Origin of the sequence: Vibrio cholerae ATCC 14035 (genome assembly GCF_000621645.1) — a bacterium.
GTDB lineage: Bacteria > Pseudomonadota > Gammaproteobacteria > Enterobacterales > Vibrionaceae > Vibrio > Vibrio cholerae.
Genome location: NZ_JHXR01000019.1, coordinates 43,955 through 56,570 on the forward strand (window position 1 = coordinate 43,955; position 12,616 = coordinate 56,570).

A 12,616-nucleotide genomic window follows, 5' to 3' on the forward strand; every position below is an offset into this window, starting at 1 on the left:
CGGTTATACCTTACAGACGAATTGGCATGACCACGTACATGGCACTGTCATCATCGACATTCTCCACCAAGGCACTGGCGTTGGCATCCGACATCGAAACGCGCACATTGTCGCAGCGCAGGGTGTTAAGCACATCCAAGATATAGCTGACGTTAAAGCCAATCTCAATCGGCTCGCCTTCAAAGCTCACATCCAGTAGCTCTTCCGCTTCTTCTTGCTCTGGGTTATTGGCGGTAATGCGCATTCCGTTGTCAGCCAAATTAACCCGTACACCACGGAATTTTTCATTCGATAGAATCGCGGCACGCGAAAATGCTTGGCGTAACTCTTCGCAGCCCGTTTGTAGTGTTTTGCTGGTATGTTGCGGCAATACACGGCGATAATCAGGGAAACGACCATCAACCAGCTTCGAAGTAAACACAAAGTGATTCACTTCTGCACGCAAGTTAGAGTGGCCGATTTGCAGCACCACAGGTTGCTCTGGCGCATCAAGCAATTTCACCAGCTCAAGCACCCCTTTACGCGGCACAATGATCTGCTTTTGCGCAAAATCCGCACCGAGCTGAGCTTGCGCCACCGCCATACGGTGACCATCAGTCGCCACAGAACGCAAGGTGGTGCCATCAATTTCAAACAGCATGCCGTTTAAGTAGTAGCGTACATCTTGGTTGGCCATAGAAAACTGCGTTTTCTCAATCAGGCCACGCAGTTCCGCTTGAGTGAGCGAAACTTGCACTTCACTTTGCCAATCTTCAATGTTCGGAAAATCACTGGCAGGTAAGGTGGCGAGTGAGAAACGGCTACGACCAGAACGCACTTGAATGCGATCGCCTTCAAGCAGCACAGTGATCACCGCACTATCGGGCAAACCACGGCAAATATCTAAAAACTTACGCGCAGGAACGGTAATACTGCCTGCTTCAAATTCACCTTCTAACGTCACACGGCTGATCAGTTCCACTTCCAAATCGGTGGCGGTCATCGACAGTTGATTCTCTTCCACCTTGAGCAACAAATTACCCAAGATCGGCAAGCTGGCGCGACCACCTAAAGTGCCAGACACCTGCTGCAATGGTTTAATCAAGTGGCTACGTTCAATGGTAAATTTCATAGTCTTCTCTTAAACGGGTGAAAGCGAAATACGCAAGTGCGCTAACCATAGCGCAAATTAAGAGGAAAGCGTACGAATCAGGTTCGAATAATCTTCTTTGATATCGTGACTCTCTTCGCGCAACTGCTCGATTTTACGGCAAGCGTGTAACACAGTCGTGTGGTCACGGCCGCCAAACGCATCGCCAATCTCTGGCAAGCTGTGGTTGGTCAGCTCTTTAGCCAGTGCCATCGCCAATTGACGAGGACGAGCGACTGAGCGCGAACGGCGTTTTGAGAGCAGATCCGCCACTTTAATTTTGTAGTATTCGGCAACGGTCTTCTGAATATTATCAATCGTGACCAGCTTTTCTTGCAGCGCTAATAAGTCACGCAGTGCTTCACGCACGAAATCAATCGTGATTGGGCGACCGGTAAAGTTGGCGTTGGCAATCACGCGGTTCAGTGCGCCTTCCAACTCACGCACGTTAGAGCGCAGGCGTTTCGCAATAAAGAAAGCCACTTCATCCGGCAGATGAATCTGGTGATCTTCCGCTTTTTTCATCAAGATCGCGACGCGGGTTTCCAACTCCGGCGGCTCGATCGCCACCGTTAAGCCCCAGCCAAAACGCGATTTGAGACGATCTTCTACACCACTGATCTCTTTTGGATAGCGGTCAGAAGTCAAAATAATTTGTTGGTTGCCTTCCAGCAGTGCGTTAAAGGTGTGGAAGAACTCTTCCTGCGAACGCTCTTTGTTGGCAAAGAATTGAATATCGTCGATCAACAAGGCATCTACACTGCGATAGTAGCGTTTGAATTCTTCAATCGCGTTGTTCTGCAGGGCTTTTACCATGTCTTGCACGAAACGCTCAGAGTGCATGTACACCACTTTAGCGTTCGGGTTGTTATCAACAATCGCGTTACCCACCGCATGCAGCAAGTGCGTTTTACCCAAACCGGTGCCGCCATACAAAAAGAGGGGGTTATACGCCGCACCTGGGTTATCAGAGACTTGGCGAGCCGCGGCCAGACCTAACTGGTTAGATTTACCTTCCACGAAGTTGTTGAACTTGTGTTTCGGGTTCACATTTGAGCGGTGAGTAATATCAGCCGCAGCACTGTCATCATCCCAGGTTTTATGGATAGGTTTACGCTGCGCCAATTGCGCAGGCGCCGACGATTCCGCCGCGACATCCGCAGCCGTACGTACAGGCGCGGGTTTTGGCGCCACCACAGGGCGGCTCCCCACTTCAAAGCGCAAATTAGGCACATCATTGCCACTGAATTCCATCAGCAGACGATTGATGTTATTGAGGTACTTATCGCGTACCCAATCCAACACAAAGCGGTTCGGGGCGAATAAAGTGAGAGTATTGTCATTGAGCTCCGCTTGAAGCGGACGCACCCACATACTGAATTCTGCGGCAGGTAGCTCTTCCTGAAGCCGTTGCAAACATTGCAACCATAGCGAAGATGACACGATTCCCTCACTCAAAAATCAACGATCGGTAAAGAGGAACAATTCTACCTGTTGATAACTCAGATCGCCAGCGCTGGATCGTCGATCCAGTGAATAAGATCTAAGTTATTCACATTATTTTTCGACCGATAACTAAGATCCTCACACATTTTGCCCGTGCTACCCACATAAAGATCCACATATCTCAAGATCTTTAGTAGTTATCCCCATGTTTTTGATTTTGATCAGTTATTGTTAATAACTACTGGTTATTTCTTTTAATGATTTAATTGCCAGTAGGATATAAACATAAATTATACAGGAGTCACACAATGAAACACTGGTTTAACATCGCTCTGGCTGCCCTAGCCCTTTCTTCTGCCACCGTTCAGGCAGCTACCGAGGTGAAAGTCGGCATGTCGGGCCGTTATTTCCCCTTCACCTTCGTGAAACAAGACGAGCTGCAAGGCTTTGAAGTGGATGTGTGGAATGAAATTGGTAAACGTAATGATTATAAGGTCGAGTTTGTTACTGCGAACTTCTCCGGTTTGCTTGGCCTGCTCGAAACTGGGCGCATCGACACCATTTCTAACCAAATCACTATCACAGATGCACGTAAGGCTAAATATCTATTCTCCGATCCGTATGTGATTGATGGTGCACAAATTACGGTGCGTAAAGGCAATGAAGCGATTAAAGGCATTGACGATTTAGCGGGCAAAACCGTTGCGGTTAATTTAGGTTCTAACTTTGAACAGCTCCTGCGCAACCATGATAAAGACGGCAAAATCAACATCAAAACCTACGATACCGGCATTGAACACGATGTGGCTTTAGGCCGTGCCGATGCGTTTGTGATGGATCGTCTGTCTGCGCTTGAGCTGATCGAAAAGACCGGTTTACCACTGCAACTCGCGGGTTCACCGTTTGAAACTATCGAAAACGCGTGGCCATTTGTGAATAACGAAAAAGGTCAGCAACTGCAAGGTGAAGTCAATAAAGCGCTCGCCGCCATGCGTGCTGACGGTACATTAAGCCAAATCGCGCTCAAATGGTTCGGTACCGATATCTCGCAATAATTCTGCTTCACCAAGCTAGACTCTATTCTATAAAGGTGGGACTTTCCCACCTTTGATTATTTTAGGAAGGAAAGCAGATGGGTTTTGACTTTCACTACATGCTTGAGCTGCTGCCAATCTTGCTCAAATATCTGGGTACGACTCTGGAAATGGCCAGCTGGGGGCTAGTTTTCGCGCTGATTTTGGCGCTGTTTCTAGCCAATATTCGGGTATTCAAAGTGCCAGTGTTGGATCCCCTTAGCCAGCTCTACATCAGTTTTTTCCGCGGAACGCCGCTGCTTGTACAGTTATTTTTGCTCTACTACGGTTTACCGCAAGTCTTCCCCCTGTTGGTTGGGCTTGATGCATTCAGCGCTGCGGTGATCGGTTTAACGCTACATTTTGCCGCTTACATGGCGGAAAGCATTCGCGCCGCGATCATCGGTATTGATCGCAGCCAAATGGAAGCCAGCTTATCCGTCGGAATGACCACTTCTCAGGCGATGCGCCGGATCATTTTGCCACAAGCCACACGCGTTGCTCTGCCTTCATTGATGAACTATTTCATTGATATGATCAAATCAACCTCCCTCGCCTTTACCCTTGGCGTGGCTGAGATCATGGCTAAAGCGCAGATGGAAGCTTCATCCAGTTTCCGTTTTTTCGAAGCCTTCTTGGCGGTAGCCCTCATCTATTGGGTGGTGGTTTTGGTGCTCACTCGCCTGCAATCTTGGGCAGAGCAGAAACTCAATAAGGCGTACGCACGATGATTAAATTGCAGAATATCCACAAAAGGTTTGGTACCAGTGAAGTACTAAAAGGCATTGATCTTGAAATCCAACGCGGAGAGATCGTGGTCATCATCGGCTCCAGTGGCACAGGTAAATCCACTCTACTGCGCTGCGTGAACTTTCTTGAGCAAGCCGATCAGGGCAGTATTCGTATTGATGAACTCACCGTCGATACCCAAAAACATACCAAAGCTGATGTGCTGGCACTGCGCCGTAAAACCGGTTTTGTGTTTCAAAACTATGCGCTATTCGCTCATTTAACCGCGCGACAAAACATTGCAGAAGCCTTGATCACGGTACGCGGCTGGAAAAAAGCTCAAGCGCACCAACGAGCACAGCAAATTCTCGATGATATCGGCCTTGGCGATAAAGGTGATAGCTATCCCGCAGCACTCTCTGGCGGCCAGCAGCAACGGGTTGGGATTGGCCGCGCGATGGCGCTGCAACCTGAACTGCTGCTGTTCGATGAACCGACCTCCGCCCTCGATCCTGAATGGGTGGGTGAAGTGCTGGCTCTTATGAAAAAATTGGCGACTCAACATCAAACCATGTTGGTGGTCACTCATGAGATGCAGTTTGCCAAAGAAGTCGCCGATCGGGTAATCTTTATGGCCGAAGGAAAGATTGTCGAGCAAGGTTCTCCACAGGATATCTTTGACCATCCACAGGATCCGCGCTTAAGAAAATTCCTCAATCAAGTCGGGATCCGTTAAGGATCCTTGAGATTTTGCGGTTTGTCCGTATAATCGGCCGACCGGAAATAAAGCGGCAACCAGAATGAGCCAGCTCATTGAGTGAGTTCAGACTGGGGAAAACCCAATCATTGACACCTTTTGTGACAGTGATTACAATTCCGCCTCTTTGTTGAGAGGCGTCGGCGTCTTCAGTGAAGACCTTAATGCCCACGCCGGGTTAACCAAGAACCTAAAACTACTGATCAGTAAAGGTAACATCATGTCTAAACGCACTTTTCAACCTTCAGTTCTGAAGCGCAAGCGTACTCACGGTTTCCGTGCTCGCATGGCGACTGCGAACGGTCGTAAAGTTCTGAATGCACGTCGTGCAAAAGGCCGTAAGCGCCTGTCAAAATAATCTCGAATTATTTTGAGTACGTACGCATTCAATCGGGAGTTACGTTTGTTAACTCCCGAACATTATCAAAAAGTCTTCCAGCAAGCTCACAGTGCTGGTTCTCCTCATCTCACAATCATCGCTCGCGCTAATAACCTTTCTCATCCTCGTTTGGGACTCGCGGTTCCTAAAAAGCAGATCAAAACTGCCGTCGGCCGTAATCGATTCAAACGTATTTGCAGAGAAAGCTTTCGCTTACATCAAAATCAACTGGCTAACAAAGATTTTGTTGTCATCGCCAAAAAGAGCGCGCAAGATTTGAGCAATGAAGAACTGTTTAACTTGCTTGGCAAACTATGGCAACGCCTCTCTCGCCCTTCTCGTGGTTAGCCATTGGTATTGTAAAACTTTACCAGTGGTTTATTAGTCCACTTATCGGCCCACGCTGCCGATTCACTCCTACTTGTTCCACGTATGCGATAGAAGCGCTGCGAGCTCACGGTTTTATAAAAGGATGTTGGTTATCCACCAAACGTCTATTAAAATGCCACCCTTTGAACGAAGGGGGCTTTGACCCCGTTCCACCAGTCCAAAAACAAGACAGAGATAAATAACGATGGATTCTCAACGTAATATCTTGTTAATCGCTCTGGCGCTGGTTTCTTTCCTACTGTTTCAACAATGGCAAGTAGCGAAGAACCCTGCACCGCAAGCGACACAGCAGGCCCAATCCACAGGCGCAGCTCCTGCTCCTTCATTTTCCGATGAGTTAGATCCAACGCCTGCACAAAATGTGGCGGCGAAGGCCAAGACCATTACCGTCTCAACCGATGTACTGACTCTGTCTATTGATACGCTCGGCGGCGATGTGGTTAGCGCAAAACTGAATCAATACTCAGAAGAGCTCAATTCGCCTGAGTCTTTTGTCTTGTTGCAAAACACCCAAGGCCATCAGTTTATTGCTCAAAGTGGTTTAGTCGGCCCACAAGGCATTGACGTCACTAGCAATAATCGTCCCGCTTACCAAGTGAGTGCCGATAGTTTCACTCTGGCCGAAGGCCAAGATGAACTGCGCATTCCTATGACCTATCAAGCCAATGGCATTGACTACACGAAAACCTTCATTCTTAAGCGTGGTAGCTACGCCGTGGATGTGGTGTTTGACGTCGCCAATAACTCAGGTAGCGAAGCCACACTAGGTATGTATGCTCACCTGCGCCAAAATCTGCTGGATTCTGGTGGCAACCTCGCCATGCCAACTTACCGTGGTGGTGCTTACTCAACCAGCGATGTGCGTTACAAGAAGTACAGCTTCGACGACATGAAAGATCGCAACCTCAGTGCACCAAACGATGTGACGGTAAACTGGGTCGCGATGATCCAGCACTACTTCGCTTCAGCATGGATCCCACGTGATGAGCCGCAAGCACAGCTTTACTCACGCGTTATCAATAATTTAGGTGATATGGGTATCCGTACACCAAACAAAACCATTGCCAACGGTGATAAAGCAGAGTTTGAAGCAACCTTATGGGTAGGCCCAAAACTGCAAGACCAAATGGCTGCAACAGCGCCTAATCTTGATCTGGTGGTTGATTATGGTTGGTTGTGGTTCATTGCTAAGCCACTGCACTGGTTGCTGTCTGTGATTCAGACCTTTGTTGGCAACTGGGGTGTGGCCATCATCTGCTTAACCTTTATTGTTCGTGGTGCGATGTACCCACTGACCAAAGCACAGTACACCTCAATGGCGAAAATGCGCATGCTGCAACCAAAACTGCAAGCGATGCGTGAGCGGATTGGCGATGATCGCCAGCGCATGAGCCAAGAGATGATGGAGCTGTATAAGAAAGAGAAAGTAAACCCACTGGGTGGCTGTCTCCCTATCCTTCTGCAAATGCCGATTTTCATTGCGCTGTACTGGGCACTGATGGAGTCGGTAGAGCTGCGTCACTCTCCATTCTTTGGTTGGATTCATGACTTGTCCGCGCAAGATCCTTACTACATCTTGCCACTGCTGATGGGTGCGAGCATGTTCGTTATCCAGAAGATGAGCCCGACCACGATCACCGATCCAATGCAACAGAAGATCATGACCTTCATGCCAGTGATGTTCACTTTCTTCTTCCTGTGGTTCCCATCAGGCTTGGTTCTGTACTGGTTGGTGTCGAACATCGTAACGCTCATCCAGCAAACGCTGATCTACAAAGCGCTAGAGAAAAAAGGCTTACACTCCAAGTAAGTTTGATTGAGTAATAAAGAGGCGGCCAAAAGGTCGCCTTTTTGTTGGCTGCTGATTACAATGGCGCTAATTCAATCCTGTTCAGGTAACACTATGACAACAGATACCATTGTCGCGCAAGCTACGGCACTCGGCCGTGGTGGTGTCGGCATTATCCGTGTATCAGGCCCACTGGCTGCCCACGTCGCGCAGACAGTCACTGGACGCACGCTCAGACCCCGCTATGCCGAATACTTGCCTTTCACCGATGAAGATGGCCAACAGCTCGATCAAGGCATTGCGCTGTTTTTCCCCAATCCTCATTCATTTACCGGTGAAGATGTGCTTGAGCTGCAAGGTCACGGTGGCCCGGTCGTCATGGATATGCTGATCCGCCGTATTTTGCAGATTAAAGGAGTGCGCCCAGCCCGTCCCGGTGAATTCTCAGAACGCGCTTTCCTCAATGACAAGATGGATTTAACCCAAGCGGAAGCCATCGCAGACCTGATTGATGCCAGCTCTGAGCAAGCCGCGAAATCCGCGCTGCAATCACTGCAAGGCGAGTTTTCTAAACGCATCCATACCTTGGTGGAATCGCTGATTCACCTGCGCATCTATGTTGAAGCCGCAATTGATTTCCCAGAAGAAGAGATCGATTTTCTGGCCGATGGTAAGGTTTCCGCTGATCTGCAAACCATCATAGATAATCTTGCCGCAGTGCGCCGTGAAGCCAACCAAGGTGCCATTATGCGCGAAGGGATGAAGGTGGTGATTGCTGGGCGTCCTAACGCGGGTAAATCGAGCCTACTCAATGCGCTTTCGGGGAAAGAGTCTGCCATCGTCACCGACATTGCCGGTACCACCCGTGATGTTCTGCGTGAGCATATCCATATTGATGGGATGCCGCTGCACATCATCGATACCGCGGGACTACGAGACGCTTCTGATGCGGTAGAAAAAATTGGTATTGAGCGCGCGTGGGAAGAGATCCGCCAAGCCGATCGCGTACTGTTTATGGTCGATGGCACCACCACAGAGGCCACCGATCCACAGGACATCTGGCCTGACTTTGTTGACAAACTGCCAGAGAATATTGGGATCACTGTGATCCGTAATAAAGCCGATCAAACCGGTGAACCACTTGGGATCTGCCATGTTAATCAACCCACCTTGATCCGCCTATCAGCCAAAACAGGCCAAGGGGTCGATGCCTTGCGTCAGCACCTCAAAGAGTGCATGGGTTTTTCAGGCAATCAGGAAGGTGGCTTCATGGCACGCCGCCGTCATCTCGATGCCCTAGAGCGAGCCGCAGAGCACTTAGCGATTGGCCAGCAACAACTTGAAGGCTATATGGCCGGAGAAATCCTCGCCGAAGAGCTGCGTATAGCCCAGCAACACCTTAACGAAATTACGGGCGAGTTCAGCTCCGATGATCTGCTTGGCCGCATTTTTTCATCATTCTGTATTGGGAAATAGAGTAACGCTATGATTCATATCATTACTGGCAGCACCCTAGGCGGTGCGGAATATGTGGGTGACCACCTGAGTGATTTACTGCAAGAACAAGGCTTTGACACCAAAATTCACAACCAGCCCAACATGAGTGAGATCCCTGCTAAAGGGACTTGGCTGATCATCACCTCAACCCATGGGGCTGGTGAGTACCCGGATAATATCCAGCCCTTTATTCAAGCTCTGCAGAATACACCACCGAATACCTCTGCACTACGTTATGCCGTGGTCGCGATTGGTGATTCAAGCTACGATACTTTCTGCGCGGCAGGTAAACATGCCTATCAGCTGCTGGGGGATATTGGTGCTAAACCTCTGGCCAACTGCTTTACCATCGATGTACAAGAACACCCAGTGCCTGAAGATGCCGCTGAAGCTTGGCTCAAACGCGTCATCAATCGCTTCTAAATAATGACCTATTCCATGCAGAGCGGCTTAATGCCGCTCTTTTTTTTGGATTGTGGATAAATTTAACGGTAGTGAAAAAATTGATTGATGCTTTTTCAATCAAATCTCATGTGGATAACTATACGATTATCCGGTGATCTTCCTATAGTTATCCATATAACAAGTTTTAGATCCCAAGGTGGCTGTGTATAACATAGGTTTTTGATCCCAGCTAATCCTTGAACAGATCAGTGGTTGATCACACGATCTGATCCTTCTGAATCGCATGATCTTGTTGATCATTTTTCACTTATCCACAAAGATCCTGCTCCTTAATAGTAGCTCTAATAAAAAGATCTCTATATAGATCTTTATATATATTTAATGACCCTCCTTGATCGAAAAAACAGGAAAGCGATTTTCTAGCCAACCGAAAGAGGTTAGAATACGCCTCTTTTGTTAACCCATAGTCTCGATGAATACCTGAGGTCGTTCATGCTTTATCACGAAACATTTGACGTCATTGTGGTTGGTGGCGGTCACGCAGGAACGGAAGCCGCTCTCGCTGCAGCACGTACAGGACAGCGTACGTTACTTCTTACCCACAATATTGACACCCTAGGCCAAATGTCCTGTAACCCTGCCATTGGTGGGATCGGTAAAGGTCATTTAGTCAAAGAAGTGGATGCAATGGGCGGTTTGATGGCGCAAGCTATCGATCACGCAGGTATTCAATTTCGTACACTGAACGCTTCAAAAGGGCCAGCCGTGCGTGCAACTCGTGCACAAGCCGATCGTGCTCTGTACAAAGCCTATGTGCGTAATGTGTTAGAAAACACCCCGAATCTCACCCTGTTCCAACAAGCGGTAGATGATGTGATCGTCGAGCATGATCATATTCGTGGTGTTGTGACTCAGATGGGCCTGAAATTTCATGCCAAAGCGGTAGTGTTAACCGTCGGGACTTTCCTTGGCGGTAAGATCCATATCGGCCTTGAAAACTATGCTGGGGGTCGTGCTGGGGATCCACCATCGATCGCTTTGGCGCACCGACTGCGTGAACTGCCATTTCGTGTTGATCGCTTAAAAACCGGCACACCACCACGTATCGATGCCAATAGCGTTGATTTCTCGGTATTGGAAGCGCAGCACGGTGATAATCCGACCCCAGTTTTTTCCTTCATGGGCAAGCGTGAGCACCATCCACGCCAAATTCCGTGTTACATCACGCACACCAATGAGCGCACCCATGATGTGATCCGCGCTAACCTTGATCGCAGCCCTATGTATGCCGGGATCATCGAAGGGATCGGCCCGCGTTACTGTCCATCGATCGAAGATAAAGTGATGCGTTTTGCCGATAAAGACAGTCACCAAATTTTTATTGAGCCAGAGGGTTTAACCACCACTGAACTCTATCCGAACGGCATTTCCACCAGCTTGCCATTTGACGTGCAAGTGCAGATCGTACGTTCAATGAAAGGTTTTGAGAACGCACATATCGTTCGTCCGGGTTACGCGATTGAATACGACTTCTTCGATCCACGTGATTTGAAGCAAACGTATGAAACCAAATATATCCATGGTTTGTTCTTTGCAGGACAAATCAACGGTACTACAGGTTACGAAGAAGCCGCTGCGCAAGGCTTGATGGCGGGTCTGAACGCCAGCTTGTACAGCCAAGACAAAGAAGGCTGGAGTCCACGTCGCGATCAGGCGTACATGGGCGTGTTGATCGACGATCTTTCGACCATGGGCACTAAAGAACCTTACCGTATGTTCACTTCGCGTGCGGAATATCGTCTGCTGCTGCGTGAAGACAACGCTGATCTGCGTTTGACCGAAAAAGCGCGTGAGCTTGGCCTTGTGGATGATGCGCGTTGGGCACGTTTCAACCAAAAAATCGACAACATGGCCAAAGAGCGTCAACGCTTACAAGAAACTTGGATGAATCCAAACTCGGTTGGCGTCGAACAGCTCAATACCCTGCTGAAAACGCCGATGTCGCGTGAAGCCAGTGGTGAAGACTTACTGCGTCGCCCTGAAATGACCTATGAGCTGCTGACCACTTTGCCGGCTTTTGCCCCTGCTTTGGAAGATGCAGAAGCCGCCGAACAGGTAGAGATTCAAGTTAAATACGATGGCTACATTCAGCGCCAGCAAGATGAAATTGAAAAATCGCTGCGCCATGAACATACCAAGCTGCCAGCTGAGCTTGATTATAAGCAAGTCAAAGGTCTTTCAAACGAGGTGGTATTGAAGCTCAATGCGGCTAAACCAGAAACCATTGGAATTGCATCACGTATTTCAGGTATCACGCCTGCGGCGATTTCTATTTTGCTGGTTCACCTGAAAAAACACGGCATGCTGAAAAAGGGAGAAGCGGCGTAATGAATCCGTTACGAGTCAAACTCGACGCCTTGATCAGCAAAACCAGCTTAACGGTGACAGAGCAGCAACGTGAGCAGCTCGTTGGGTATGTGCAGCTGCTCGACAAATGGAACAAAGCTTATAACCTCACTTCCGTGCGGGATCCGATGGAAATGTTGGTGAAACACATTCTTGATAGTTTGGTGGTCAGTCCGCATCTTGTCGGTGAGCGCTTTATTGATGTGGGTTCTGGGCCTGGATTGCCTGGTATTCCGCTTGCGATCATGCACCCAGATAAAGAGTTTGTGCTGCTCGATAGTCTTGGTAAACGGATCCGTTTTCTAAAACAGGTGATCCACGATCTCAAGATCAACAATGTGTTACCCGTGCAGAGTCGAGTGGAAGAGTTTGATCCTGAATCCGGTTTTGATGGCGTATTAAGTCGCGCTTTTGCGTCGATGACCGACATGGTCAACTGGTGTCAGCATCTACCAAAACCGAATGCTGGGGTATTTTTAGCCCTCAAAGGAGTACGGCCTGATGATGAAATCACCCTACTCCCTGAGTGGTGTTCTGTGACCGATATCAAAGCTTTGCAAGTTCCTGAGTTGGAAGGTGAGCGTCATCTTGTAATCTTATCGCGCAAGGGATAACA

Annotated in this window: 13 protein-coding genes; 11 read left to right on the plus strand and 2 right to left on the minus strand. The window is 48.7% G+C overall.

What is annotated here, in order from left to right:
- Positions 1–10 precede the first annotated feature (10 nt).
- Together dnaN and dnaA are read right to left on the minus strand one after the other, a co-directional pair.
- The gene (gene dnaN, locus T411_RS0111745) at positions 11–1,111 is read right to left on the minus strand and encodes a DNA polymerase III subunit beta (protein ID WP_000673176.1); all 1,101 of its coding nucleotides are present in this window, start codon (positions 1,109–1,111) and stop codon (positions 11–13) included.
- A gap of 57 nt (positions 1,112–1,168) precedes the next feature.
- The gene (gene dnaA, locus T411_RS0111750) at positions 1,169–2,572 is read right to left on the minus strand and encodes a chromosomal replication initiator protein DnaA (protein ID WP_000099214.1); all 1,404 of its coding nucleotides are present in this window, start codon (positions 2,570–2,572) and stop codon (positions 1,169–1,171) included.
- A gap of 311 nt (positions 2,573–2,883) precedes the next feature.
- On the opposite strand from dnaA, the gene T411_RS0111755 reads away from it, so the two are divergent.
- The 11 genes from T411_RS0111755 to rsmG all read left to right on the plus strand — a co-directional run bounded on the left by T411_RS0111755 (position 2,884) and on the right by rsmG (position 12,614).
- A complete protein-coding gene (locus T411_RS0111755; protein ID WP_000683500.1) occupies positions 2,884–3,630 on the plus strand; it encodes an amino acid ABC transporter substrate-binding protein in 747 nt (248 codons plus the stop codon).
- 77 nt (positions 3,631–3,707) lie between these two features.
- Positions 3,708–4,379 (plus strand): amino acid ABC transporter permease, encoded by a 672-nt coding sequence (locus tag T411_RS0111760; protein WP_000505205.1) that lies wholly within the window; start codon positions 3,708–3,710, stop codon positions 4,377–4,379.
- A complete protein-coding gene (locus T411_RS0111765; RefSeq protein WP_000593852.1) occupies positions 4,376–5,113 on the plus strand; it encodes an amino acid ABC transporter ATP-binding protein in 738 nt (245 codons plus the stop codon). The genes T411_RS0111760 and T411_RS0111765 overlap by 4 nt, the downstream gene beginning before the upstream one ends.
- A 241-nt stretch (positions 5,114–5,354) precedes the next feature.
- Positions 5,355–5,492 carry a 50S ribosomal protein L34 gene (rpmH, locus tag T411_RS0111770; RefSeq protein WP_000044781.1) on the plus strand — a complete coding sequence of 46 codons (138 nt, stop codon included), beginning with the start codon at positions 5,355–5,357 and terminating at the stop codon, positions 5,490–5,492.
- Between the two features lie 45 nt (positions 5,493–5,537).
- Positions 5,538–5,861, plus strand: a complete 324-nt coding sequence (gene rnpA, locus T411_RS0111775) for a ribonuclease P protein component (RefSeq protein WP_000957257.1) — start codon at positions 5,538–5,540, stop codon at positions 5,859–5,861.
- Complete coding sequence (gene yidD, locus T411_RS01000000119375; protein ID WP_001886301.1) at positions 5,828–6,085, plus strand: membrane protein insertion efficiency factor YidD; 258 nt, start codon at positions 5,828–5,830, stop codon at positions 6,083–6,085. Before rnpA ends, yidD begins: the two co-directional genes overlap by 34 nt.
- A gap of 2 nt (positions 6,086–6,087) precedes the next feature.
- Complete coding sequence (yidC, locus tag T411_RS0111780; protein WP_000378235.1) at positions 6,088–7,713, plus strand: membrane protein insertase YidC; 1,626 nt, start codon at positions 6,088–6,090, stop codon at positions 7,711–7,713.
- Between the two features lie 93 nt (positions 7,714–7,806).
- On the plus strand, positions 7,807–9,168 hold the full coding sequence (gene mnmE, locus T411_RS0111785) for a tRNA uridine-5-carboxymethylaminomethyl(34) synthesis GTPase MnmE (RefSeq protein ID WP_000205956.1): 1,362 nt from the start codon (positions 7,807–7,809) through the stop codon (positions 9,166–9,168).
- A 9-nt stretch (positions 9,169–9,177) separates the two neighbouring features.
- Positions 9,178–9,612: an FMN-binding protein MioC gene (gene mioC, locus T411_RS0111790; protein ID WP_000581314.1), complete on the plus strand. Its 435-nt coding sequence runs from the start codon at positions 9,178–9,180 to the stop codon at positions 9,610–9,612.
- A gap of 474 nt (positions 9,613–10,086) precedes the next feature.
- Positions 10,087–11,982 (plus strand): tRNA uridine-5-carboxymethylaminomethyl(34) synthesis enzyme MnmG, encoded by a 1,896-nt coding sequence (gene mnmG, locus T411_RS0111795; protein ID WP_000965608.1) that lies wholly within the window; start codon positions 10,087–10,089, stop codon positions 11,980–11,982.
- Entirely contained in the window at positions 11,982–12,614 is a 633-nt protein-coding gene (gene rsmG / locus T411_RS0111800) for a 16S rRNA (guanine(527)-N(7))-methyltransferase RsmG (RefSeq protein ID WP_001068942.1), read from the plus strand. The genes mnmG and rsmG overlap by 1 nt, the downstream gene beginning before the upstream one ends.
- The last annotated feature ends 2 nt before the right edge of the window (positions 12,615–12,616 follow it).